This window comes from Micromonospora sp. AMSO1212t, from assembly GCF_008868145.1.
Lineage (GTDB): Bacteria > Actinomycetota > Actinomycetes > Mycobacteriales > Micromonosporaceae > Micromonospora > Micromonospora tulbaghiae.
On sequence record NZ_WBKS01000057.1, the window covers coordinates 1 to 25,532 of the forward strand.

General features: G+C 74.2%; 18 protein-coding genes. 10 read left to right on the forward strand and 8 right to left on the reverse strand.

The features are described 5' to 3' along the window. Positions 1-1,185 (reverse strand): hypothetical protein (locus F8279_RS16285; RefSeq protein ID WP_151500402.1); only part of this gene is annotated, 1,185 nt, incomplete at its 3' end. 282 nt (positions 1,186-1,467) lie between these two features. Here F8279_RS16285 and F8279_RS16290 point away from each other — a divergent pair. Both F8279_RS16290 and F8279_RS16295 read left to right on the forward strand, forming a co-directional pair. Continuing rightward, on the forward strand, positions 1,468-3,291 hold the full coding sequence (locus tag F8279_RS16290; RefSeq protein ID WP_225853300.1) for a hypothetical protein: 1,824 nt from the start codon (positions 1,468-1,470) through the stop codon (positions 3,289-3,291). Beyond that, entirely contained in the window at positions 3,249-5,033 is a 1,785-nt protein-coding gene (locus F8279_RS16295; RefSeq protein WP_151500404.1) for a hypothetical protein, read from the forward strand. The genes F8279_RS16290 and F8279_RS16295 overlap by 43 nt, the downstream gene beginning before the upstream one ends. 16 nt (positions 5,034-5,049) lie before the next feature. Here F8279_RS16295 and F8279_RS16300 read toward each other — a convergent pair whose 3' ends face one another. Then, positions 5,050-6,906: a hypothetical protein gene (locus tag F8279_RS16300; RefSeq protein ID WP_225853301.1), complete on the reverse strand. Its 1,857-nt coding sequence runs from the start codon at positions 6,904-6,906 to the stop codon at positions 5,050-5,052. 105 nt (positions 6,907-7,011) lie between these two features. Between F8279_RS16300 and F8279_RS16305 the strand changes: the two genes are divergently transcribed. Both F8279_RS16305 and F8279_RS16310 read left to right on the forward strand, forming a co-directional pair. Beyond that, positions 7,012-8,265 carry a PQQ-binding-like beta-propeller repeat protein gene (locus tag F8279_RS16305; RefSeq protein WP_151500406.1) on the forward strand — a complete coding sequence of 418 codons (1,254 nt, stop codon included), beginning with the start codon at positions 7,012-7,014 and terminating at the stop codon, positions 8,263-8,265. Then, on the forward strand, positions 8,262-9,554 hold the full coding sequence (locus tag F8279_RS16310; RefSeq protein WP_151500407.1) for a PQQ-binding-like beta-propeller repeat protein: 1,293 nt from the start codon (positions 8,262-8,264) through the stop codon (positions 9,552-9,554). The genes F8279_RS16305 and F8279_RS16310 overlap by 4 nt, the downstream gene beginning before the upstream one ends. Here the strand turns inward: F8279_RS16310 and F8279_RS16315 are convergent, their stop codons facing one another. After that, positions 9,555-10,850 carry a peptidase C39 family protein gene (locus tag F8279_RS16315; RefSeq protein WP_225853299.1) on the reverse strand — a complete coding sequence of 432 codons (1,296 nt, stop codon included), beginning with the start codon at positions 10,848-10,850 and terminating at the stop codon, positions 9,555-9,557. It abuts the gene before it with no gap. Between the two features lie 471 nt (positions 10,851-11,321). On the opposite strand from F8279_RS16315, the gene F8279_RS16320 reads away from it, so the two are divergent. The 4 genes from F8279_RS16320 (at position 11,322) to F8279_RS16335 (ending at position 16,491) form a co-directional block, all read left to right on the forward strand. Then, complete coding sequence (locus F8279_RS16320; protein WP_018788976.1) at positions 11,322-11,990, forward strand: response regulator transcription factor; 669 nt, start codon at positions 11,322-11,324, stop codon at positions 11,988-11,990. Beyond that, entirely contained in the window at positions 11,987-13,144 is a 1,158-nt protein-coding gene (locus F8279_RS16325) for a cell wall metabolism sensor histidine kinase WalK (RefSeq protein WP_175438707.1), read from the forward strand. Before F8279_RS16320 ends, F8279_RS16325 begins: the two co-directional genes overlap by 4 nt. Positions 13,145-13,349: 205 nt before the next feature. Continuing rightward, positions 13,350-15,899, forward strand: coding sequence for a malectin domain-containing carbohydrate-binding protein (locus F8279_RS16330; protein ID WP_151500408.1), 2,550 nt, complete (start codon positions 13,350-13,352; stop codon positions 15,897-15,899). A 205-nt stretch (positions 15,900-16,104) separates the two neighbouring features. Further along, positions 16,105-16,491, forward strand: a complete 387-nt coding sequence (locus tag F8279_RS16335) for a VOC family protein (protein ID WP_091419997.1) — start codon at positions 16,105-16,107, stop codon at positions 16,489-16,491. 57 nt (positions 16,492-16,548) lie between these two features. Here F8279_RS16335 and F8279_RS16340 read toward each other — a convergent pair whose 3' ends face one another. From F8279_RS16340 to F8279_RS16355, 4 genes are all read right to left on the reverse strand, one after another. Further along, entirely contained in the window at positions 16,549-17,325 is a 777-nt protein-coding gene (locus F8279_RS16340; RefSeq protein WP_151500409.1) for a hypothetical protein, read from the reverse strand. 188 nt (positions 17,326-17,513) lie between these two features. Continuing rightward, on the reverse strand, positions 17,514-19,577 hold the full coding sequence (locus tag F8279_RS16345; protein WP_091420001.1) for a 3-hydroxyacyl-CoA dehydrogenase NAD-binding domain-containing protein: 2,064 nt from the start codon (positions 19,575-19,577) through the stop codon (positions 17,514-17,516). Then, positions 19,574-20,770 carry a thiolase family protein gene (locus F8279_RS16350; RefSeq protein ID WP_151500410.1) on the reverse strand — a complete coding sequence of 399 codons (1,197 nt, stop codon included), beginning with the start codon at positions 20,768-20,770 and terminating at the stop codon, positions 19,574-19,576. Before F8279_RS16350 ends, F8279_RS16345 begins: the two co-directional genes overlap by 4 nt. A 101-nt stretch (positions 20,771-20,871) precedes the next feature. Next, entirely contained in the window at positions 20,872-22,194 is a 1,323-nt protein-coding gene (locus F8279_RS16355) for a ribonuclease D (RefSeq protein WP_091420007.1), read from the reverse strand. Positions 22,195-22,428: 234 nt separating this feature from the next. Between F8279_RS16355 and F8279_RS16360 the strand changes: the two genes are divergently transcribed. Continuing rightward, positions 22,429-23,961 (forward strand): S1C family serine protease, encoded by a 1,533-nt coding sequence (locus F8279_RS16360; RefSeq protein WP_151500411.1) that lies wholly within the window; start codon positions 22,429-22,431, stop codon positions 23,959-23,961. A gap of 87 nt (positions 23,962-24,048) precedes the next feature. After that, positions 24,049-24,864, forward strand: a complete 816-nt coding sequence (locus F8279_RS16365; protein ID WP_151500412.1) for a hypothetical protein — start codon at positions 24,049-24,051, stop codon at positions 24,862-24,864. An 82-nt stretch (positions 24,865-24,946) separates the two neighbouring features. On the opposite strand, the gene F8279_RS16370 is transcribed toward F8279_RS16365, so the two are convergent. Then, entirely contained in the window at positions 24,947-25,519 is a 573-nt protein-coding gene (locus F8279_RS16370; RefSeq protein WP_091420014.1) for a DUF3000 domain-containing protein, read from the reverse strand. Between the last annotated feature and the right edge of the window lie 13 nt (positions 25,520-25,532).

Consider the following 25,532-nt stretch of genomic DNA (forward strand, 5'->3'; position numbering starts at 1 on the left):
GGTGGGGAGGGAGCGGTACCAGGTCTTCTCGGTGTCGGCCAGGCTGAACGTCTGCCTCTGGTCGGTGTGCTCGACCACCACCAGGCCGGGACGGTCGACCAGGCGGGTCGTGCCGGGAGGGGCGGAGAACGAGGCGTCCCGGGTACGCCAGGACAGCACCGCCAGCGGCCGGCCCGGCATCGGCAGGTGGTACGCCTGAAGCGTGGTGGAGCGGTCGGCGGGGGACACCACCGGCGTGCCGCCGTCGGCCGGACGGTAGACCACCGCTGTCATCGTCCCGGCCGGCGTCTCCCAGCTGAGCTGCTCCAACTCGCCCGGCTCGCCCTCGCCGAGAGCCACCGAACCGAGCGAGCGCGTCGCGATCTTCGCCATCGGCCAGGACTCCGGCGCGGAGCGGGGCGCCTCGCGGTCGCCGATGCGGCGCGGCTCGCTGCCGAACGGACCCCGCTCACCGGCGAGCACGCAGGTGTCCAACCCGGTCAGCGCGCGCCTGCCGGCGCCCGTCTCGTCGCGTACCAGGGGGTAGCGGGGCGCTTCGGTGGCCGTACCCAGGTCGAGGACGCGGTCCGCGGCCCGGCCGCGCGGCAGCGACGGCGTGGACCGCAGCGTCGCGGTCAGTTCGACGGCCCGGCAGGCCGGTACGGCGACCGGGTCGGTGACGCCGTCGGTGCTGCCGAGCAGCTTGCCGTCGGGCCCGGTCAGGCGTTCGACGCGGGCCGAGGTGAGGTAGCGGCGGCCGGCCGGCTCCCGCACCGGCAGCACGTCGGAGTAGACCAGGTAACCGGGGTCGGTGTACTCGGTGGCGTGGACGACCCGCCAGCGCTGCCCGTCCCGGTCGAGTTGCAGCAGCCAGGACGCGGCCTCACCGGGCACGTCGGCGGCGACGAGCGCGAGCGCCGAACCGGCGACCTGACCGGAGAAGAGGATGCCGGAGGTGGGCACGTGCACCCGGTCGTCCACCGGGGAACGCCAGTCGCGTACCGCTGTGGTGATCGCGGCGGTGGCTTCGGCGTCCCGGGCCAGGCTTCCGCGCGGCGGCCACACCGCGAGGGCGCCGTCCAGGCTGTCGTAGCCGACCCGCAGGTCCGCCGGCCGCCGTTCGGCGACCGGTCCGCAACCGACAGTGACCAGCAGCAGAGCTGCCAGCGCGGTGCCCGTCGTAGCGCCTCGGCGGGCTGAAAGCACCCTGATCCCCTCGCCGGTCGTCGGTCGGAAGCCCACATGGTACGAGACGACCGGTCACCCGGCCGCGCCCGGCTCACCCCTTCGGCCGATCGGCCACTGCGGAACGTGACGGGCGATTCGGGTACCAATATCCGGCTCCGGTAGACTCCGCCGACTGTGACGCCTGCCGAGACCCGCGGCGCCTCGACGCCGGACGCCGCCGCCCCGACGGGCCACCGCGCCGTCACCCTCGACCCACCACCGGTCACCGTCGCCGACGCGCCGGAGCGGGCGACCACGACCATGCCGGAAGCGCAGGCCGAGCCGGAAGCGCAGGCCGAGCCGGAGGCGCCGGCCACGCCGGGCGCGCGGCGCGCGCGCCGGTGGCGGTGGACCCGCCGCCGGATCGACCTCACCGTGTACGGCGGATTCCTGCTCGCCGCGATCTGGGTCACCAGCGGCATCTGGGTCGACCCGGCCGGGCGGGTGGCCGCGCTCTACAGCAGCGACCCGGCGCAGGTGCAGTTCTTCCTGGCCCACTCGGTACGGGTGGTGCTGCACGGCGAGTTCCCGTTCTTCACCGAACAGTTCAACTACCCCGACGGCGTCAACCTGATGGCGAACACCGCCATCCTGGCGCTGGGCATCCCGATGGTGCCGGTGACCCTCCTGTTCGGACCGGCGGTCTCCTTCGTCACGCTCGTCACGCTCGGCCTGGCCGGCACCGCCGCCGCCTGGTACCGGGTGCTGTCCCGGCACCTGATCCGGCACCGCCCGGCCGCCGCCGTGGCGGCCTGGTTCTGCGGGTTCTCACCGGCCATGCTGTCGCACGCCAACTGGCACCCGAACATCATCAGCCAGTTCCTGCTGCCGTTCATCGTGTGGCGGGTGCTGGTGCTGACCCGGTCGGCCCGGCCGGTCCGCGATGGCGTGCTGCTGGCGCTGCTGGTCACCGCGCAGGCGTTCGTCAACGAGGAGATCCTGCTCTTCACCGCGATGGCCCTGGGCGTGTTCCTGATCGCCGTGGTGGTGCAGCAGCGCGAGCGGTGGGCGGCCGCCTGGCGGCCGCTCGGCGCCGGGCTGGCGGTCTGCGCGGTGCTGGCCGGAGCGCTGCTGGCGTACCCGCTGTGGGTGCAGTTCGCCGGGCCGATGGCGTACCACGGGCTCAGCGACGCGGTGCGCGACTACGGCAACGACATCGCCGCGTTCTTCGCGCCCGGCTCGCCCACGTTCGGCGGCAACGAACGCGCCAACGTCAACCTCGCGCCGAACTACTCCGAGGAGAACGCGTTCTTCGGCTGGAGCCTGTCGCTGCTGGTCGTGGGCATCGTGGTGTGGCTGCGGCGGGACGTGATCGTCCGCGCGCTCGCCGCCACCGGGCTGTTCTTCGCGGTGCTCTCGCTCGGCGAGCGGATCTCCTGGTGGGACCGGGAGATCGCGACCGGCCCGTGGGAGCTGCTGGTACGGCTGCCGCTGCTCGACGCCGTGGTGCCGACCCGCTTCGGCCTGATCACCGGCGTGACGGTGGCGATCCTGCTCGCGTACGCGGTGCGTCGCGCCTGGGCGCTGCGCGGCGTGGACCGGCGTACCGCCCGCAGGCTCACCGCCGCGGGCCTGGTCCTCGCGCTGCTGCCGATCGCGCCGATGCCGTTGCGGGTCACCACGCGGGAGCCGGTGCCGGAGTTCATCACCGCCGACCGGTGGCGCAAGTACGTCGGGCCGGACCAGACGCTCGTGTCCGTGCCGGTGCCCGCGATGGGCAACACCGACCCGATGCGCTGGGCGGCCAGCACCAACCTCGACTTCAAGATCCCCGGCGGCTACTTCCTCGCGCCGCGCAACGGCGTCACCGGCGACCCCGGACGCTTCGGCGGCCGGCCCAGCGGCATCGGCGAGATGCTGCGGGAGGTATCGTCCACCGGCCGTACGCCGAAGCTGGACGATCGGCAGCGCCGTCGCTACCTGGACGAGCTGCGGCACTGGAACGCGGCGGTGGTGGTGCTGCCGCGCGACGAGCAGAACGCCGAGCCGCTGCGCCGTACCGTGGAGCAGCTGGTCGGCCCCGGACGGCAGGAGCTGGACGTGTGGCTGTGGGACGTGCGGAAACTGACCAGCCGGTCCGCCTGACCGAACCGGCGGTCCCCGCCGCCGCGCCCCGCCGCCGCCGGCCCCGCCCGGTCGACGTGCTGGTGGTGGCCGGCTACCTCGGCCTGGCCGTGCTGCTCACCACCGGCCAGTGGCGCCGGACGGAACGGCTGTTCCACCAGGCCGGCGACCAGATGCTGTTCGAGTGGATGCTGGCCCGGGCCGCCCGCGCGGTCACCGGCGGCGAGAACCCGCTCTGGAGTGGCGCGCTGAACGCCCCGGACGGGGTGAACCTGATGGCGAACACGTCGGTGCTCGGGCTGGGCGTGCCGCTCACCCCGGTCACCGTCGTCTTCGGCTCCCAGGCGGCCTTCCTCGTCGCCGTGACGCTCAGCCTCGCCGGCACCGCCACCGCCTGGTATGCGCTGCTCGCCCGCCGGCTGGTCCGCTCCCGGACCGCCGCCGCGGTGGGCGGCCTGTGCTGCGGCTTCGCCCCGGGCATGGTGGCGCAGGCCGGGGCGCACCTGCACATGGCCGCCCAGTTCCTGGTGCCGGTGATCCTCGCGCTGGTGTTCCGCCCGGCCACCGACCGGGTCCGTCGCGACGGCGTGCTGCTCGGGCTGGCCGTCGCGTACCAGGTGTTCCTCGGCGAGGAGGTGCTGGTCTTCCTGGCGCTCGCGGCCGGGGTGTTCGCCGGGGCGTACGCGCTCGCCGACCGGGCCGCCGCGCGTCGGCTGGCGCCGGTGGTGGCCCGCCGGCTGGGCATCGGCGCGCTGGTGGCGGGCGTGCTGCTGGCGTACCCGCTGTGGTTCCAGTTCGCCGGGCCGGGCCACTACCGGGGGATGCCGTTCCACACCGAGGGCTACCGGCTGGACGTGGTCTCGTTCGCCGCCACCGCCCGGCAGACCGTCGCCGGGGACGCCCACCGGGCCGGGCTGCTGTCGCCGAACCCGACCGAGCAGAACTCGTTCTTCGGGCCGTTCCTGCCGCTGCTGGCCGTACTCGTGGTGGTGCGGCTGTGGCGGCGGCCGCTGGTGCGCGCGCTCGCCGCGTGCGGCCTGCTGTTCGCGTTGCTGTCGCTCGGCTCCCCGGTGGTGGTGAACCGGCACGACACCGGGCTGCCCGGCCCGTACCGCCTGCTCGCCGGCGTGCCGCTGCTGGACCTGGTGGTGCCGGCGCGGTTCGCGCTGGTCTGCGTACCGGTGCTCGGGGTGCTGCTCGCGCTGGCAGTGGACCGGGTCCGGCGCGGCGGCGTGCGCACCTGGGCGCCGTGGGTCGGCGCGGTCGCCGCCGCGCTGCTGCCGCTGGCGCCGACGCCGATCCGCACGGTGCCGGTCCCGCCGGTCCCGGCCGTGGTGTCCGGCGGCGGCTGGCGGGAGTACGTGCCGGCGGGCCGGACGCTGGTGCCGGTGCCGCCGGTGACCGGGGCGGCGGTCAGCCCCGCCATGTTCTGGTCGGCACGCACCGCGCTGGCGTTCGACGCGCCGGGCGGCTACTTCATCGGCCCGCGCTCGGCAGGCGACCCGGCCGCCCGCTGGGGTGCGCCGGACCGGCCCACGTCGCTGCTGCTGCGCCGGGCCGCCGAGACCGGCCGGGTGCCGCCGGTCGGTGAGACGGAACGCCGGCAGGCGGTCGACGACCTGCGGCACTGGCGGGCGGCGGCACTGGTGCAGGCCGACTCGTCACCCGGCGACCCGGTACGCGCCACGGTGGACGCGCTGGTCGGCCCCGGCCGGGACGTGCCCGGCGGCTACCTGTGGGACGTCCGCCCGCTCGTCGGCTGACCGGCGGCGCCGGGCGTCACACCCGGTCGCGGACGTCCCAGATCCACACGTCGTCCACCCGCTGCGGCGGGCCGAGCAGCTCGGCCATCAGGTCGCGCAGCACCGCCTCGCGCGGGCCGGCTCCGAGCACCACCACCGAGGCCCGCCAGAAACGCAGGTCGTCCACGGCCTGGCGGCGGTTCTCCTCGGTGATCTCCGGCACCTCGTTGGCGTCCATGGTGGAGTAGATGAGCGTGCTGGTGGGGCGGTTCGGGGCGCCGAAGACGCCCTCGCCGCGCTCGTTCGGGCCGATGAAGTAGCCACCCGGGACCGGGAACTCCTGGCCGGTCAGCGCGCTCCAGCGCAGCGTGTGCAGCCCGTGCACGTTGCTCGGGATCGGCACCGGCACGAGCGTGCGGCCCTCCGGCACGTACGGCCGCCAGCCGCCCGCGGTGATGAAGTGCGGCGGCGGGTCGATCCGCTCGGCCGGCAGCGGACGCGGGATCAGCGGCACCACGGCGGCGGCGATGGCGACGAGCCCGGCCAGGCGCAGCACCCGGCGGCGCGTGTCGCGCGCGGCCGTCCCGCCGTCGGCGTCGTCCCCGCCGTCGTCGGCGCCGGAGCGGGGGGCGGGCACCGGCGGGCGGCCGGCACCGGCGAGCGTGTCCCACGCCAGGGCGAGCAGTACGCCGACGGCGGCCACCACGACCAGGCTCAACCGGGTCGGCATCATCATCTCGACCAGCGGCAGGTCGTCCGGCACGTACGCCCACGGCCCGTCGATGTCGGTCTCCGCGCCGTTGAACCGCACGACCGGGCCGATCGAGGCGATCGTGAACACGACCACCAGCACGGCCAGGATCCGGGCCGGCACCGACCGGCGGACCAGCAGCACCAGTGCGGCCAGCGCTACCAGCACCAGCGGCCAGCCGAACCAGGTGTTCTGCTCGGTCAGGCCGATGGTCTTCTCCACCGCCTCGTCACCGGCGATCGTGTCCCGGGCGAACGTGACGAAGGCGACCAGGTCCTCGCCCCAGTTGTGGAAGACGCCGCCCTGCAACCCCCGGTAGGACTGCGGGCCGTTGAACTGGAACCAGATCGGGTACGCGGTCAGCAGCAGCGCCAGCCCGCCGCCGAGACCGAGCGCGGCGACGAACGACCCGGCCCGTTCGCGGGTCGCGCGGGGCCGCTGCACCGCATACGCCACCACGACGACCAGGCAGGCCAGCGCGGTGAGCAGCAGCATCTCCTCGTTGATGAAGATCTGGTACGCCACCAGCAACCCGAGCGCCAGCCCGTTGCGCCGCCAGCGGCCCGGCTCGCCCAGCCGCAGCACCCGGGCCACGATCAGCGGCAGCAGGAAGTTCGACACGAAGTTGGGCTGGCCGTTGGCGTGGTGCACGATGCCCGGCGCGAAGCCGAGGAACGCGCCGCCGACGAACGCCGCGGCCCGGGAGCGGACCAGGTGCCGGGAAAGCACCCAGTACGACGTGGCGGCGGTCGCGGACAGCGCGGCGCCCAGGTAGAGCGCGTACATCACCTGCGGCCCGAGCAGCAGCGTCAGCGGCGCCAGCGGCAGCGTCACCCCGAGCAGCGAGGTGTTCGCCATCATGTTCACCCCGTCCGGCGCGTTCTGCCGGGTGGTGAACAGCGGGTTCTCCAGGTGCTGCACCGAGTACGCGCCGTGCGCGAACAGCCACTCGAACCAGCTGTGGTCGGTGGGCAGGTGCGAGGAGACCCGGTGCTCCACGTCGCCCCAGTAGTTGAGGCAGACGAGAACGCCGAGGAGCACATAGGCTCCGATGGCCAGCACGTCGGCGCGGGCCGGCCGGCGACGGGCGCGGCGTGGCGGGTCGGCCACGACGGCGTCCGCCTCGACGGACGAGGGGTTCAACGAGGGGTCCACCACGGGCACGGCCACGACGCGCCATCGTACAGGCGGTTCGTCACGCGGCCGGTCACGGTCGGGCGGCGGCCCGGCGCGCGGGAGAGGATGGTCGTGACCGTCATCGATCTGGGGGAGCTGCGCGACGACGCCTCGCCCGGTCCGGCGCCCCGCCCGCCGCTTGCGGTCGGGCGGCCGTTGCGCAGCATGCTGGTGCTGCTGGTGGCGCTGCTCACGCTCACCGCCGCGGCGCCGCCCCGACGCCCGGCGGAGTGGACGCTGCCCGGCGGGCTGGGATCGGCCGTGTTCGTCTCCGGCGACGTGGTGTACGTGGTGCAACCGGACCGCGGAGGTGCCGGCGGGCGGGAACTCGTCGCGTACCGGGGCGACCGGGAGCGGTGGCGCAGTCGGCTGCCCGGCACCGGCACCGCCGTGTCGGTGTGGGAGCAGGACGGCCGGGTGATCGTGGCCGGCCAGGGCGTCGACGACACGGACTGGCAGACGGTGGCGTACGACGCGGCCACCGGCGCGGACGTCTGGCGCCGGCCCGGAATCGCGTTCGCGGTGGGCCGGGTGCTGCTGATCCAGTCGGCCACCTCCGACACCACGACGTCGATCATGGGGGTGGACCCGGCCGACGGCCGTCCGCTGTGGACGGCGCCGATGGCGGGCACGGTGGGGTTCGACTTCGAGCCGGCCGGGCCGGTACGCATGGTGTTGTCCCCGGCGACCGGGCAGACGGTGGTCGTGGACGCGCGCACCGGCGCGCGGCTCGTGGCCCGCGACCTGTACCCGGTACGACCGCCCGGCCCGCGCCGGTTTCAGATCGCCCGCGGGCTGCTGCTGGAGTTCCGCGACGGAGACGGGGCCATCGAGGCGTACGACCTGGACACGCTCCGGCCGCGCTGGACCGTCGCGCGGAAGCTCGTCGGCCACGTCGAGAGTTGCGGCGCCCTGCTCTGCGCCGCCGGGCTGGCCGGCGGCACGACCGCGCTGGACCCGGCAAGCGGCACCGTGCGCTGGAGCGTGGACCGGTGGGCGGGCGTGTCGGCGGAGCGCGGCGGCCGGCTGCTCGTCGGCGTCCCCGACACCGACCTCGACGCCGGCCTGGCGGTGCTCGACCAGGACGACGGGCGGCTGATCGCCGACCTGGGCGGCTGGACACTGGTCCCGCAGCACGAGTCGGGCGGCCCGCTGCTGGCGACACGCCCGCTGGGCGGCGGCAGCAGGCTCCTGGCCGAGGTGGGCCTGTCCGGCGATCCGCCCTCGATCCGGGGCGCGCTCACCGGCACCGACTGCACCACCGGCGTGACGCTGCTGGTCTGCCGCCGGCCCGGCGGCGACTACATGGTGCGGCGGCTGCCGTGAGCCCCGTGATCGAACTGGGGGAGATGCGGCACGGCGAGTCCGCCGACGAGCCGGCCGACCGGCCGCCCCGCCGGCCGCCGGGCCCGACGGCACGGGTGGCGCTGCTCGGCTGCCTGGTGCTGCTCGTGGTCACCGCCGCCGCCGGGCCGCCGCGCCGGCCCGAGCCGATCCGGGTGCCCGCCCCCCAGGGCGCCGCGTTCGTGCTCCTGCCCGGCCGGGTGGTGGTGGCCGACGGCCCGGGCGCGATCGGCCGGGACGGGCGGGTGGTCGCCGCACACCGGCTGCCCGGCGGGGAACCGGTGTGGCGGTTCGCGCTGACCGCCGGTGACCACGTGCTCGGGCTCACCGTCGTGGGCGGGGGACTGCTGGTGACGAGCAGCCCGGCCGGGGACGGCGACTCGGTGTCGGCCATGCTCGACGCGGCGACCGGCACGCTGCGCTGGCGGCATCCCGGCTACCCGGTCCGGACCGCGTCCGGCGGGTTGCTGCTGGAGAATCCCCGCCCGCCCGGTGCGGGCACCGTGCGGGCCGTGGACCCGGCCTCCGGCGCGGTGCGGTGGACGCTGCCCGTGCCGGGCCAGGAGGTGGGATACCGCCACGACGCCCACGGGGTGACGCAGCTGGTGTTGGTCACCCCGCAGGGCCGGGTGACGGTGTACGACGCGGACTCCGGCGCGGTCGCGCACACCGGCCGGGTGGCGCCCGCCTCCGACCGAGCCGCCTACCGGTACGCGCAGGTGGTGGCCGATCTGCTGCTGGTCGAGGACGCCCGGGGCACCGTCACCGGGTACGGGCTGGACCGGCTCGACGAGCGATGGAGCCTCCCGGTCGGTTCCCGCGCCGGGCTCTGGTTCGCCGACTGCGCCGGGATGGTGTGCCTGCGCGACCAGGTGGGCGGCGCGCAGGCACTCGACCCGGCAACCGGCCGGCCGGCCTGGTCGGACGAGCGCTGGCTGGGGATGGGCCCGGTGGGCGACCGGCTGATCGCCGCCGAGCGCGGGGTCGGGGAGGAACTGGAGCTGTCGGCGCTCGACCCGTCGACCGGCCGCGTGCTGGCCCAGTTGGGACGCTGGCGCGTCTCCGGCAATGACCTCTCGCCCGGGCCGCTGCTCGGGCTGCGCACGCTCACCGAGGGCCGGACGCTCGTCGGCACGCTGGACGTGACGGCCGGGCAGGTCCGGATCCGGGGGATCCTGCCCGGCGCCTGGTCCGAGTGCGCGGACACGGGTACCGAACTGGTGTGCCTGCGCCCGACCGGCGGCATGGCCATCTGGCCGGTCGGCCGCTGATCACCAGTTGGCCTGCGCCGGTGGCGGCGGCAGCGGCGTCGACTCCGGGCGCAGCACGTACGCGATCCCGCCGCTGCCCGCCTGCCAGGCGCTCTCGAACGGCGCGCGCGGCGCGGTGCGGCGGACCCGCTCGTCGTCCGGCGCGTACGGGTCGTTGAGCACCGGGTCGCCTTCGGCGGTGAAGCCGGCCAGCACCATGAGGTGTCCCCGGGTGTCGTAGTCCAGGCCGGGTACCTGACCGGCGGTGAACGCCGCCGAGACGATCAGCGGGATGCCGGCGGCCACGAACCGTTCCGCCTCCGCCAGCGAGCGCAGCCGGGTGACGAAGGCGTCCACCCCGTGCGTCGCCGCGTACGCCGTGTTGAACGGCCAGTTGCCCGGTCCGCCGAAGGCGTGGTCGTAGCAGTGCCGGGCGGCGTGCACCACCTGCGGGCGCGGACCCGGCGGCGCCACCCAGGCGTACCGGTCCGGGGTGGGCCCGGCGCCCCAGTAGTCGAGCACCATCGACACGCAGGTGGGGCTGCACCAGGAGTCGCCGCCGCCACCCCAGCGGGTCTCCCCGGAGGCGTGCAGCCGTTGCGCGTACCGCGGAACGTCCAGCACCCGTCCCCACGCGCCCGTATCTCCGACGCCGGCCTTCGCGGTGCTGGCGTCCGCAGTGCCGGCGTCCGCGGCGGTGGCCGGGTCGGTGGAGGCGACCACGCCCACCGTGCGCAGCACCGGGTCGGCGGGCGCGTCGAGCCGTCGCAACAGCGTCACCCGAACCTGCCAGGCGGTCACCGTCGCGCCGGTCAACCGCAGGGTGTCGGCGGCGACCCGCGCCCGGTCGTCCTCCTGCCCGGGTACTGACGCGCGATGCACGGCACTGTCGTCGGCGGCCCAGTGGCCCAGCTCGTACCAGCCGGTGGTGGCCGTGCCGTCGGCCCAGCCGCGCAGCTCCACCCGTAGCCAGCAGCCGGGCGGGGTGTCGGCCGTCCAGGAGGGCACCAGCTCGGTGACGGCGAAGCCGACGGACGTCACGGGGGAGGTCCAGGTGCCGGCGGCGTACTCGGCCGTGGTCCCGGAGTGCGGGTCGGTGTGCGTGACCCGGCCGGCATCGCCGTCGGGCGTCAGCCCGTCCGGCCCGGCGCGCAGCCCGTCCGCACGACCCCCGTCCCGGTCCGCCGGGAAGCGGAACCGGTGGTACGTGATGTCGCGGCCGCTCATCGGGAACCCGCCCGGCACGGCCGTGACCAGTGGCTGCTGCGCTTGTCGATCATCGCCGCCGAGCATCGCGTACCCGAAGGTTTTCTGCAACGGCGGCCGTGCCACCCCACGCGGCGATCAACCTGGCGTCCTGTCACCGACCGTAACCGCAGCGCGCCCGCAGCATGGTCACCCCCGCGCCCTTTGCTCTGCAGCCATCGACGCATCGGTGACCCACGGCTACCGCTGCGCATGGGGCTGCAGAGCAAAGGGCGCGGAGGGGTATCTCCGCCGGCGGATGCCGGTTCAGAGTCTTTCCTGGTCAGGACGATGTGGCCCGCTGGTCGCCCCGTTTGGCCGAGCGAGCGCCCATCACGGTGTGTGACGCAGCCGTGAATCGGTGTCAACGTTACGAAGGGTCACAACCCCCGGGTTCCGGGCCGGGTGTGGTGGCCCGAGCGCGCACCACGGGCGCTCCCCGTTGGTGCGCTCGTCGACGGCCGTCTCGGGTGGACGGCTCCTCCGGCGGCGGGTTTTGCCTGCCGCACTAGGTTGTCAGGGGTCACGAGGTGGGAGGCCGGGATGCGGGTACTGGTGGTCGAGGACGAGCGCAACCTCGCCGACGCGATCGCGCGCGGGCTGCGCAAGCGCGGGATGGCGGTCGACGTCGCCTACGACGGCGACGCCGGGCACGAGGCGGCGTTCGTCACCCGCTACGACGTGGTGATCCTGGACCGCGACCTGCCCGGCGTGCACGGCGACCGGATCTGCGCCGACCTGGCCGCCTCCGGCGCGCTGACCCGGGTGTTGATGCTGACCGCGAGCGGCACGGTCGCCGACCGGGTCGAGGGGTTGCAGCTCGGCGCCGACGACTACCTGGCCAAGCCGTTCGCGTTCGACGAGCTGGTGGCCCGGGTGCAGGCGCTCGGCCGCCGGGCCACACCGGCCGCGCCGCCGGTGCTGGAGGTGGCCGATCTGGTGCTCGACCCGGCCCGCCGGGTGGTGAGCCGGGGCGGGGTGCCGCTCGACCTCACCAACAAGGAGTTCGGCGTGCTCGCCGAGCTGCTCAAGGCGCGCGGCGCTGTGGTGTCCAGCGAGGAGCTGCTGGAGCGCGTCTGGGACGCCAACACCGACCCGTTCACCACGATCGTCCGGGTCACCGTGATGACACTGCGCAAGAAGCTCGGCGACCCGCCGCTCATCGACACGGTTGTCGGTGCGGGCTACCGCATCGGCGGGGTACGGCAGTGAGCGCGCGCCGGTTGCGGCCGACGCTGCGGCTACGGCTGACCCTGCTCAACGGCGTGCTGCTGGTCGGCGCCGGGGCAATCCTGGTGCTGCTCGCCTGGCTGCTGGTCCGCGACGCGCTGCGACCCACCGACGAGCTGCTACCGGGCACCAGTGTGGTGCTCAGCGACGGGCGCACGCTCGACGCCGGGCAGTGGCAGCGGCAACTGGTGGACGCCGCGTCACAGGAACTGCTGGTCAAAGGGCTGCTCGCACTGGTGGCGATCAGCGTGGTCGGGGTGGCCGGGGCGTACCTGGTGGCCGGCCGGGCGCTGCGCCCGCTGCACCAGGTCACCGCCACCGCCCGCCGGCTCGGCGAGGCCACGCTCGACGAGCGCATCGGCTGGTCCGGCGCCGACGACGAGGTGGCCGAGCTGGCCGAGACGTTCGACGCCATGCTCGACCGGATCAGCGGCGCGTTCGAGACGCAGAAACGGTTCGTCGCGAACGCCTCGCACGAGCTGCGGACGCCGCTGGCGGTGATGCGTACCGAAATCGACGTGACGCTCAGCGACGACGACGCCGACCTCGCCGAGTACCGCCGCATGGCCGGGGTGGTGCGCGACGCCTCGGAGCGCGCCAACGGCCTCGTCGACGCGCTGCTGGTGCTGGCGAGCAGCGAGGCACAGACCGGACGGCGGCTCGCCCGGCGCGCCGAGTCGGACCTCGCCATCGGCACCGCGAACGCGCTGTCCGCTGTCTCCCGGGAGGTGGAGCGCATCGGCCTGAAGGTGCACACCTCGCTGCGCCCGGCGCCGGTGGTCGGCGACCCCGGGCTGCTCGACCGGCTCGCCGGCAACCTGGTGGAGAACGCGGTCCGCTACAACCACCTGCACGGCCGGATCTGGGTACGCACCGGCACCGACGGGGAACGGTCCTGGCTGGTGGTGGGGAACACCGGCTTCGAGGTCGCCCCGGCCGACGTACCCGGGCTGTTCGAGCCGTTCCGGCGCGGCGGCCAGGAACGCACCGGTGCGCGCGGCTCCGGTCTCGGCCTGTCGATCGTGCGGGCCGTCAGCGACGCGCACGGCGGCACGGTCAAGGCGGTCGCCCAGCCCGGCGGCGGCCTGGAGGTGACAGTCACGCTTCCGTCGGCCGACCCGCCGGCGTCCACCTGACCGCCCACGTCCGCCCGGCCAGGCGGTGAGACGACCTCACCTTTTCGTGCGGACGGCCTCGGCTGTCCTGGCCGGACCGGACGGTGGTCGGCCCCGGTGGCACGGTGGTCGGGCAGAATGCGTCGCCCACGCTGGACGCGGAGCCGGTGATCAACGGAGAGTAAGCGCAGCGACGCCTCACCCTGCTCACCCACCGGAGCTGCCCGTGACCCACCCCTCGGCCCCGCGCCGCCGCCGTCTTCTCGCGGTCCTCACCGCCGGCGCCCTCACCGTCGCCGGCCTGTCGCCGGCCACGCCCGCGGCCGCCGTCGCCGCACCGGGCCACGACAAAGTGGTCCACACCGTCCCCTCCGCCGCCTCGCCCGACGTCCAGGACGGCTCGGTCGACGCGATCCACGACGCCGGTACGAAGATCATCGCGGGCGGCTCGTTCACCCGGGTGCAGAACCGCAACTCCGACGTCGACATCCCCCGTAGCTACCTGCTCGCCTTCGACAAGGCGACCGGACAGGTGGACACCGCGTTCGCGCCCACGCTCGACAACGAGGTCACGGCGGTCGTCGCCGGCCCCACGGCGGCCACTGTCTTCGTGGCCGGCAAGTTCAACACCGTCAACGGCGTGACCCGGCGCAAGGTCGCCCTGCTCGACGTCGCCACCGGTGCGGTCGTCACCAGCTTCGCGCCGCCCGCGTTCAACGGGCTGATCAAGGACATCGCGCTGGTCGGCGACCGGCTGCTGGTCGGCGGCATCTTCACCACCGCCGGCAACCCCAACCCGCGCGGCGGGCTCGCCTCGCTCAACGCCACCACCGGCGCGGTCGACGGCTACCTCACCACGACGCTGACCGAGAACCACAACTGGGACGGCGTCAGCGGCGCCAAGGCCGGCGTGGGCGCGGAGAAGCTGGCCGTCTCCCCGGACGGCACGCAGCTCGTCGTCATCGGCAACTTCAAGAAGGCCGACGGGGTGCTGCACGACCAGATCGTCAAGCTCGACCTGGGCGCCACCGCCGCCACCGTCGCGGACTGGAACACCGCCCGGTACACGCCGCGCTGCAAGTGGCAGTCGTTCGACTCGTACGTCCGCGACGTCGCGTTCTCCCCGGACAACAGCTACTTCGTGGTGGTCACCACCGGCGCCCCCTACAGCGGGACGCTCTGCGACACCGCAGCCCGCTGGGAGGCCGGTGCGACCGGCACCAGCCTCCAGCCGACCTGGGTCGACTACAGCGGCGGCGACACGTTCCTGTCCGTCGGAATCAGCGAGCAGGCAGTCTACGTCGGCGGCCACCTCCGCTGGCTCAACAACACCACGGGCACCGACAACGCCCGGGCCGGCGCGGTCGGCCGGGCCAGCATCGCCGCGCTCGACCCGGCCAACGGCCTGCCGCTGTCCTGGAACCCGGGCCGGCACCCGCGCGGCATCGGCGCGTCCGAGATGCTCGTCACCGAGTCCGGGCTCTGGATCGGCGGCGACACGCTCTGGATCGGCAACTTCCAGTACCGCCGGGAGCGGATCGCGTTCTTCCCGCTCGCCGGCGGCAAGGCTCCGCACCCGACCACCGCTGCGACGCTGCCCGGCAACGTGTACCAGGCCGGCCTGCCGCAGCCGACGAACGTGCTGCACCGGGTGAACGCGGGCGGCTCGGCCGTCGCCGCCACCGACGGCGGGCCGGACTGGGCGGCCGACACCAACTCCAGCCCCAGCCCGTACCGCAACACCGGCAGCAGCACGTCCAGCTACACCACCGCCCCCACCGTGGACTCGACGGTGCCGGCCGGCACCCCGGCCGTGCTCTACAACGACGAGCGGTACGACCCGTCCGGCGGGGCGGAGATGACCTGGCAGTTCCCGGTGGCCACCGGCACCGAGGTGCACGTGCGGCTCTACCTGGCCAACAGGTACGCCGGCACTGCCAACGCCGGCACGCGGGTCTTCGACGTCGCGCTGGAGGGCGCCGTCGTCCTCGACGACCTCGACCTGTCGGCCACCGCCGGGCACAACGTGGGCACCATGCGCGAGTTCACGGTGGTCAGCGACGGCTCGATCGACATCGAGTTCCGCCACGTGCGGGAGAACCCGCTGGTGAACGCCATCGAGATCGTCAAGACCGGGCCCCCGCCCAGCGGCGCCGGCTCGCCCGTGCAGGTGCGCTCGTACGACGGGCAGAGCGCAGTCGGCGCGCCGGACCCGGTGGCCGACCCGAACGGGACCGTCTGGGCGGGCGCGCGTGGCGCGTTCTGGGTCGGCGGAACGGTGTTCTACGGTGCCGACGGCGCGCTCTACCGGCGTACGTTCGACGGCACCACGTTCGGCACGCCGGAACTGGTGGACCCGTACCACGACCCGTACTGGGACACCGTGGTGACCAACTCCGGTCCGGCCGGGCAGACGTACGTCGGCGCGACCACCGGCTTCTACGCCGAGATCCCGAACGTGACCGGCATGTTCTCCACCGGCGGGCGGCTCTACTACTCGCTGACCGGGCAGAACGGCCTGTTCTGGCGCTGGTTCACGCCGGACAGCGGTGTGGTCGGCGCCGACCGGTTCTCCGTGTCCGGGGCGAGCGGTTTCGCCGACGCGGGCGCGCTCTTCGTGGCCGGATCCACGCTCTACAAGGTGAACCGGAGCACCGGTGACCTGTCCGCCGCCGACTGGGTGAACGGCGCTCCGTCGGGGACGTTCACGGTGCGCAGCGGCCCGGCGGTCGACGGCGTCGACTGGCGCGCCAAGGCGGTCTTCGTCGGCCCGTGACGCGGCAGTGCCCGCCGGCCCGGTCCCGCACCCGCGGGGCCGGGCCGGCGGCTTGTCCCGGCCGGACGGCGGTGGCATGATCATCGGGTCAGCCCGAGAGGTGGAAGGGGGTGTGGTCGATGTCCGTCGTGAACCGTCCCGCGCCCCGCGTTCCCCGCTGACGTTCCCACTCCGTCGGGGCGCGCTCCCCACAGGAGGAAGCACCATGAGTGCACAGATCCACTGCGTGACCGTTGAGTCCGACGACCCGTACACCCTGGCCGGCTGGTGGGCCCGGGTGCTCGACCGCCGGCTCGCCGACGACGACCACCCGGGCGACCCGGAGGCGGTCCTGGCCGCACCCGGCGGCCACGGCCCCGACCTGCTGTTCGTCGAGGTGGGCGAGCGGCACGGCAAGGGCGCGTTCCATCTCGACCTGCACGCGGCCGAGGGCACCCGGGACGAGGAGGTGGCGCGGCTGCGTGAGCTGGGCGCCACGCTGGTGGCCGACCGGCGCCGGCCGGACGGGACCGGCTGGGTGGTGCTGGCCGACCCCGAGGGCAACGAGTTCTGCGTCTGCCGCAGCCCCGCGGAACGGGCCGCGTCCGCCTGATCCGGAAACGACACCGGGCCCCCGCCGTCACGGCGGGGACCCGGTGCGTGACGGTTGTCAGTCCTGCTTCTCGATCTCGCCGCGCATCGTCACGAACTCCGACTGGAGCTCGGCCGCGGACTTGAAGTAGACGACCACCATGCCGAGGCTGCCCCGGTCGACCCAGATGCAGACGGCCACCGGCACGTCCGACGCCTTGCCGTCGGAGCACTTGGCGTCGCCGCCGAGCGGGCCCGCGTCGACCGTCTTGAAGTCCTTGGTAGCCAGGTCCGGGGTGACCGCCGCGGTGGCGTCGGCCAGCTCCTTCTTCGGGTCCGCCATGACGCCGGACACCGCGACGATCATGACCAGGTCCTTCTTGGCCGGGTCGCCGTAGAAGGCGCCGACAGTGCTGGTCGCGTCCGGCACGTCCTTGCTGAGCTCGGACTTCATCTGTGCCGCGGCGGACTGCAGCTGCGGGTCGGTGACCTTCGCCCGGCCGCCGAGCGTCTGCGGCTCGACCACCCGGGTCTTGGTGGCGGTGACCACCTCGTCGACGGTGTCCTTCGTGGCGAAGTAGGCGGCGACACCGCCGCCGACGCAGAGCACCAGGACCACGGCGAGGACGATCAGCAGGACCTTGCCGACGCCGGACTTCTTCTTCGGCGGGACCGGCGCACCGAGCTGGCTGCCGTACTGCGGCTGCTGCGGCGGGTAGTCGCCGCCGTACTGCTGCTGGGGAGCCTGCGGGTAGTCACCGCCGTACTGCGGCTGCTGCGGCGGCTGGTAGCCACCGGGCTGTTGCTGGGGAGAGGGGTAGTTGCCGGAGTAGGGACTGGACGGCGGCTGGGACATGTAGGCAGCTCCTGTGAGAAAACTGGACGCGTGATCGTAGCCAGCACCACCGACAGCCCGCTGTCCCGCCCAAGGGCGACGACGGAAAACCGCGACCTACCCGTGACCTGGGCCGCAGACGCCGATCGCGGTGGCCGGACCGTCCGGAACGGACAGCCCGACCACCGCGATCGATGCGTTGCGGTCGGTCAGCGCAGGCTTGCCGCGCCGCGCGGCAGGAACCGCTTGCCGGTCACCCGCTCGGAGGTGCCGGTCCGGTCCAGGTACGGCGTGACGCCGCCCAGGTGGAACGGCCAGCCGGCGCCGAGGATCATGCACAGGTCGATGTCCTGCGCCTCGGCGACGACGCCCTCGTCGAGCATGAGCCGGATCTCCTGCGCCAGCGCGTCCAGCGCGTTCTGCCGGACCTGCTCGGCGGTCAGCGGCTCGTCACCGACCACGAGCAGCTTCGCCACCTCGTCGTTGATCTGGTCGTCGACCACGATCGGCTGACCCGAGTCGGCGATCCGCTTGAGGTTCTCGCTGACCCCGAACCGGTCCGGGAACGCCTCGTGCAGGGTGCCGCCGACGTGGTACGCCACGGCCGGCCCGACGAGCTGCAGCAGCGCCAGCGGACGCATCGGCAGGCCCAGCGGGTCCAGCGCGCTGTTCGCCACGTCCAGCGGGGTGCCCTGGTCGACGGCCGCGAACACGGTGCCGAGGAAGCGGGTCAGCAGCCGGTTCACCACGAACGCCGGGGCGTCCTTCACCAGCACCGACGACTTCTTGAGCTGCTTGCCGACCGCGAACGCGGTGGCCAGCGTGGCGTCGTCGGTCCGCTCGCCGCGGACGATCTCCAGCAGCGGCAGCACCGCGACCGGGTTGAAGAAGTGGAAGCCGACCACCCGCTCCGGGTGCTCCAGCTCGGCGGCCATCTCGGTGATGGACAGCGAGCTGGTGTTGGTGGCGAGCACCGCCTCCGGCTTGACGATCTTCTCCAGCTCGGCCCAGACCTGCTTCTTGACGCCCAGGTCCTCGAACACGGCCTCGATGACGAAGTCGGCGTCGGCGAACACGGACTTGTCGACCGAGCCGGACACCAGGCCGTACAGCTTGGCCGCGGTGCCCTTGTCCATCCGGCCCTTGCTGACGGCCTTCTCGATCTGGGTGTGCACGTAGCCGACGCCCTTGTCCACCCGGGACTGATCCAGGTCGGTCATCACGACCGGCACCTGGAGCCGCCGGGCGAACAGCAGCGCGAGCTGGCTGGCCATCAGGCCGGCGCCGACGATGCCCACCTTGGTGACCGGACGGGCCAGTCCCTTGTCCGGCGCGCCGGCCGGGCGCTTGGCCCGCCGCTGCACCAGGTCGAAGGCGTACAGGCCGCTGCGCAGCTCCTCGGAGAAGACCAGGTCCGCCAGGGCCTCGTCCTCCGCCGCGGTGCCGGCGGCGAAGTCGGCGTCCTTCGCCGTCTCCAGCAGGTCCAGCGCCTTGTACGCGGACGGGACCGCGCCGTGCAGCCGCTGGTCCAGGGTCTGCCGGGCGAAGTAGAGCACGCCCGCCCACATGTCCTTGTCGACCTCGGGACGGGTCACGGTGACCTCGCCCCGGACCACGCCGGCGGCCCACTCCAGCGACCGCTCCAGGAAGTCGGCCGGCTCCAGCAGCACGTCCGCGATGCCCATCTCGGCCGCCTGCTTCGGCTTGAGCATCTTGTTCTGCATCAGCGGGTTCTGGATGATCACCTGCGTGGCGGCCGGGATGCCGATCAGGTTCGGCAGCAGCTGCGTACCGCCCCAGCCGGGGATCAGGCCGAGCGAGACCTCGGGCAGCGCCAGGGCCGCCGCGCCCGCCGACAGCGTCCGGTAGTGGCAGTGCAGCGCCAGCTCCAGGCCGCCGCCCATCGCCGCGCCGTTGACGAACGCGAAGGTGGGGACGCCGCTGTCCTTGAGGCGGGCGAAGACCCGGTGGCCCAGCCGGCCGATCTCCAGCGCCTGCTCCCGGTTCTCCAGCGCGGGCAGGCTGGTGATGTCCGCGCCCACGCAGAAGATGTACGGCTTGCCGGTGACCGCGATGAACGCCGGCTCGGCCGCCAGCGCGGCGGTGATCGCCTCGTCCAGGCTGGTCAGACCGGCCGGGCCGAAGGTGTTCGGCTTGGTGTGGTCGAAGCCGTTGTCCAGCGTGATGAGGGCGGCGGGCCGGTCCAGCCCGGGTACGGCCACCTGGCGCAGCAGCGCCTTGGTGACGACCTCGTTCGGTGCGGCGAGGCTCACTTGTTTCCACCCTCCCAGTGCGGGTTCTCCCAGATCACGGTGCCGCCCATGCCGATGCCGATGCACATGGCGGTGAGGCCGTAGCGGACCTCGGGGTGCTCGGCGAACTGGCGGGCGAGCTGGGTCATCAGCCGGACGCCGGAGGACGCGAGCGGGTGACCGATGGCGATCGCGCCGCCCCACGGGTTGACCCGCGGGTCGTCGTCGGCGATGCCGAAGTGGTCCAGGAAGGCGAGCACCTGCACCGCGAACGCCTCGTTCAGCTCGAACAGGCCGATGTCGTCGATGCTCAGGCCGGCGATGCGCAGCGCCTTCTCGGTCGACGGGATCGGGCCGACGCCCATCACCTCGGGCTCGACGCCGACGAAGCCGAACGACACCAGGCGCATGCCGACCGGCAGGCCCAGCTCGCGGGCGGTCTCCTCGGCCACCAGCAGGGCGGCGGTGGCGCCGTCGTTCAGGCCGGCCGCGTTGCCCGCGGTGACCTTGCCGTGCGGCCGGAACGGGGTCTTCAGGCCGGCCAGCTTCTCCATCGAGGTGTCCCGGGGTGCCTCGTCCACGCTGGCCAGGCCCCAGCCCGCCTCCGGGTCGCGGACCGCCACCGGCACCAGGTCGCCCTGGAGCTTGCCGTTGGCGTACGCCTTCGCGGTCTTCTGCTGCGACGCCAGCGCGAACGCGTCGGTGCGCTCCTTGGTGATGTGCGGGACCCGGTCGTGCAGGTTCTCCGCGGTGGAGCCCATCACCAGGGCGGACGGGTCGACGAGCTTCTCCGCGACGATGCGCGGGTTGGGGTCGACGCCCTCGCCCATCGGGTGGCGGCCCATGTGCTCGACGCCGCCGGCGATGGCCACGTCGTACGCGCCCATGGCGATGCCGCTGGCCACTGTGGTGACAGCGGTCATCGCGCCGGCGCACATCCGGTCGATGGCGAAGCCGGGCACGGTCTTGGGCAGGCCGGCCAGCAGGGCGGCGGTGCGGCCGATGGTCAGGCCCTGGTCACCGATCTGGGTGGTGGCGGCGATGGCCACCTCCTCCACCTTCTCCGGCGGCAGTTGCGGATTGCGGCGCATCAGCTCGCGGATGCAGCGGATCACCAGATCGTCGGCGCGGGTGTTGGCGTACATCCCACCCGCCTTGCCGAACGGGGTACGGACGCCGTCGACGAAGACGACATCCCGGACTTCACGGGGCACTTGGAGCCTCCCTCGGCACGGGCATTTCCCCGGATGCTACTCGCCAGTAACCAAACGTGGCACCACCCCCCGCGTGGCCCACCTCACACCTGTCGTCGACGTTACTGCTGGGGGGTGCGCAGCGCCTCGGTAAGAGCAGGCAGCAGCAGTCCGATCTGCCACTCGCGGGCGCCGAACCCGCGCAGCGCCTCCGCGACCGTCTCGTCGGTGATCTCCGTGGGCGGCTGCCACGCCAGCCGGCGGATCGAGTCCGGCGCGATCAGGTTCTCCGCCGGCAGCCGGTGCGCCCCGGCGGTGCCGACCACCACCTCCCGGGCGCGGGCCAGCCGGCCGGCGGCCACCGGGTCGCGTTCGGCCCAACGGTGCGGCGGAGGCGGCCCCTCCACCGCCGGGCTCACCGGCAGCGCGTCGTCCGGCAGTTGCCGCGCGTCGTCCAGCGCCGCCAGCCAGGTACGCGCCAGCCGGCGCACCGACCGCCCGCCGAACCCGGGGAGCGTGAGCAGCGTCTTCTCGTCCTTCGGGTCCAGCTCGGCGGCGGCCACGATGGCCGAGTCGGGCAGCACCCGGCCCGGCGCGGCGTCCCGGCGGGCGGCGATCTGGTCCCGCGCGTACCAGAGGGAACGCACCCGGGCCTGGGCACGCGCGCCGCGTACCCGGTGGATGCCGGACGTACGCCGCCACGGCTCGGCGCGGACGCGCGGCGGACGGGCGCCGTTGCGTACGAGCGCGTCGAACTCCTCCGCCGCCCAGGCGGACTTGCCCTGCCGCTGCAACTCCTCGTCCAGCGCGTCGCGCAGGTCCACGAGCAGTTCCACGTCGAGCGCCGCGTACGTCAGCCAGGACTCCGGCAGCGGCCGGCTGGACCAGTCGGCGGCGGAGTGGTGCTTCTCCAGGCTGAACCCGAGCAGCTGTTCGGTCAGCGCGGCCAGGCCGACCCGCTCGAACCCGGCCAGCCGGGCGGCCAGTTCGGTGTCGAACAACCGGCGCGGGCGCAGCCCCACCTCGGCCAGGCAGGCGAGATCCTGGCTGGCCGCGTGCAGCACCCACTCGGTCTCGGCGATCGCCGCGTCCAGGGCGGACAGGTCGGGCAGCGGCAGCGGGTCGATGAGCGCGGTGCCGGCGCCGCCGCGGCGCAGCTGCACCAGATAGGCGCGCTGGCTGTAGCGGTAGCCGGAGGCGCGTTCGGCGTCGAGGGCCACCGGGCCGGTGCCGGCCGCGAAGCGGGCCACGACCTCGTCCAACTCGGCGGTTGTGGCCACCGGGGCGGGCGTGCCGTCGCGCGGCGCGGTCAGGGGGACGGCCGCGTCCGGATCGGTCTCGGTCCCCGCGTCCGCCGGCTCCGGCAGGGCCGACGTCGGATCGGTGGAGACCTCTCCCGTACGGCTTTCGGCGGCCCGACGGCGCAGGGGTGGTTCGTCGGTCACCTGACAACCCTAGTGGGCCGGACGATCCGGTGTGCGCAGCCGGTCCGGCGCGTGTCGGCGCGACGGCCGTCAGGTGACCGGAAAGGTGCGGGTTGCGGGGCCGTGAGAGGGTCGGACAAGAGGGAAGACAAAGCCCGTTCCCGCCGGTACGGTCCATCGAGCCGCGAACGGCGTACGGGCCGTGCCACAGCGGTCGGGGGGCGTCGGCGAAGCCGACGGGGAGGACGGGCGAGCATGACAGGCGGGTACGGAACCGGCGACGACGTGCCGGGGCAGGGCGGCGGCGAGACGGCGGCCGACCGGCCGGGGCCGCTGCCGCCGCGCTTCGCCCCACCCGCCGGCTCGGCCCCGGTGCCGTTCGCCGGTGGATCCGAGTGGGGCGGCACGCCCGGCTATCCGGCGCCCTCGGCGCGGGCCGCCGTCCAGCCACCCGCCGTCCAGCCGACCGCCGTCTACCCGGGTCGCCCGGACCCGGCCGGCACGCCGCAGTCGACGCCTTACGCCGCCTCGTCCGGCGTCGCGACCCCGCCCGCCACGGCCCAGCCGTCGTCCTACGGAACCGCACCTTCCCAACCGGGCCAGTCGTCCTACGGCGCCGCGCCGGGCCAGCCGTCCTACGGCGCCGCGCCGGGCCAGCCGTCCTACGGCGCCGCGCCGGCCCAGCCGTCGTCCTACGGCGCCGTACCGGCGCAGACCTCCCGGTCCGCCGCTCCGGCGTACCCAGGTCAGCCGGGCGGGGCGCCGTCGTACCCGGGCCAGCCGGTGTCCGCGTCGCCGTCGTACCCGGGCGGGCCGGGGTCGTCGTCGTACCCGGACCGGCAGCCCGCCGCACCGTCGTATCCGGGTCCGTCCGGCAGCGGTCCGGCCTACCCGGGCCGGCCCGTGTCCGCGCCCGCCTACCCGGGCCAGCCGGTGTCCGGGCCGTCGCAGCCGGGCGCCGCGTACCCGGGTCAGCCGGCCCCCATGGGCGGCCCGGCCGGCCCGGCGTCCCGGCGCAGCCGGGTGGCGGTGGTGGCGCTGGCCCTGGCCGCCGTGCTGACGGTGGTCACCGGCGTGCAGGCGTACCAGATCTACCGGCTCGACGACCGGCTCGCCGCCGCCGACAAGCGGATGGCCGAGGGGCAGGGCGCGGACGCCGGCCGGCTCGACGGCCTGGAGCAGCGCGCCGGCAGCCTGGAGAAGCAGGCCGACGCGGCCTTCAACCCGGAGGCGGTGGCCAGCGCGGTGCTGCCGAGCGTGTTCCGGGTGCGGGCCGGGCAGTTCACCGGTACGGCGTTCGCCGTCGGCAAGGCGCCGTCCGGCGGTGGCACCACGCTGCTGACGAACTTCCACGTGGTCGAGTCGGTCTTCACCGCGGGTGAGCGCAAGGTGTTCCTGGAGCGCAAGGACCAGCGGTTCGAGGCGACCATCATCGCCACCGACAAGGACAAGGACCTGGCGCAGCTGCAGACCACCGCCAAGTTCACCGGGCTGGTCGCGGCCCGCGCCCCGGTGCGGTCCGGCCAGCAGATCATCGTGGTCGGCGCGCCGCTCGGACTGCAGGACAGTGTCACCACGGGCGTGGTCAGCGCGTTCCGCGAGGACGAGCGCGGCGGCGGCCCGGTGATCCAGTTCGACGCTCCGATCAACCCGGGTAACTCCGGCGGCCCGGTGATCAACGGTTCGAAGGAGGTCGTCGGCATCGCCACGGCCAAGGCCCGCAACGCCGAGGGCATCGGGCTCGCGGTGCCGATCAAGACCGCCTGCGACCGGTTCCGGCTCTGCTGACCGCTGGCCGGACCGGCCCGGCCGCACCGCATCGACCCCGGCCCATCGGGCCACCCCGCGGGGGACCAGCACATCTGGAGGAACGACATGTCCTACCCACCGGCCGGAGGCGACAACCAGCCCCCGGCGCCGGGGGGCACGGTCTACGGCAACCCGTACGGCAGCCGGCCCGCGCCCCAGCAGTACGACCCGAACCAGCCCTCGCCGACCCTGCACCAGCCCACCGTGTCCGGCGGCGCTCCCGGGTACGGCGGATATCAGCCCGCCGCGCCGGGACAGCCGGGATACGCGCCCGGTGCCGCCCCGGTGCCCCCGCCGGCGCAGCCGATGTCGGCGCCGCCGGTATCCGTCCCGCCGGTCTCCGCCCCCGGCTACGCGCAGCCGATGTCGGTCCCGCCGGCGTCCGCTCCGCCGGTGTCCGGCCCCGGCTTCGCGCCGCCGCCGATGTCCGGGCCGCCCGGCCCGTACGGCGCGCCGGGTGCCGCGCCGGCGACCGGCGGCGGCAGGAAGTGGGCCGCGGTGGTGCTCGGCCTCGTCGCCGCGTTGCTGTTCGTCTTCGGCGGCGTGATGACGTTCCTGTACGTCTCCACGAACGGCGAGCTGGACAGGTCCCGGCAGACGGTCAGCCAGCGGGACGGCACGATCTCGGCGAACCAGCAGGAGATCGAGAAGCTCAAGGGTGAGCTGAAGACGGTCCAGGAGCGGCTGTCGAACACCCAGCAGGACCTGACCGGCACCAAGAACGACCGGGACGAGCAGGCCCGGCAGAAGAAGGTCATCGCGAGCTGCCTGGACAAGCTGACCACCGCCATCGCGGCGGCGTCGCGCGGCGACCGGGCCGCCTTCGACGCGGCCAACAAGGGCCTCGACAAGGTCTGCGACGAGGCCGAGAACTACCTCTGACCGGCGTCCGTCCGAAGGCCGCCCCGGCTCGCCCGGGGCGGCCTTCGCGCATCCGGCGATTCGCCCCGCGAACGGGCGACGGTCAGGCGGCGCCTGCCGAGCGGCGGGTGGGCAGCGCGGTGACGCCGGGCGGCGGCAGGCCGGCCGTGGAGGCCAGCAGCGTGCACCAGCCGAGCAGATGCGGACCGAGGTCGGCGCGCAGCGGCGTCCAGGAGGCGCGGATCTCGATGTCACCGGCGGCGGGCGGCCCGGCCAGCTCGCCGAAGCGGGTGGAGAGCGTCTGGGTGACGGTGCCGCCGATCGCCCGGTGCCCGGCGCCCTGCGCGTCGAGCGCGTCGGTCAGCCAGGTCCAGCCGACGCCGGGCAGCAGCGGGTCGCTGGCGAGGTCGACCTCCAGCTCGGCGGTGACGTACGTGACCAGCCGCAGCGTGCCCTGCCAGGCCTCGTGCCCGGCCGGGTCGTGCAGCAGGATCAGCCGGCCGGTGGCCACCTCGTCGTCGTCGCGCAGCACGGCGGCGGAGAGCGCGAACGCGTACGGGGCCAGCCGCTGCGGCGCCCCGACCTCCTCCAGCTCGATCTCCGGGCGGGGTGTCACCGACCGCAGCCCCGCGACCGCGCGAGCGAACGTTTCCGGGAGCGCGATCGGGGGGGCCATGCGGGCAGCCTAT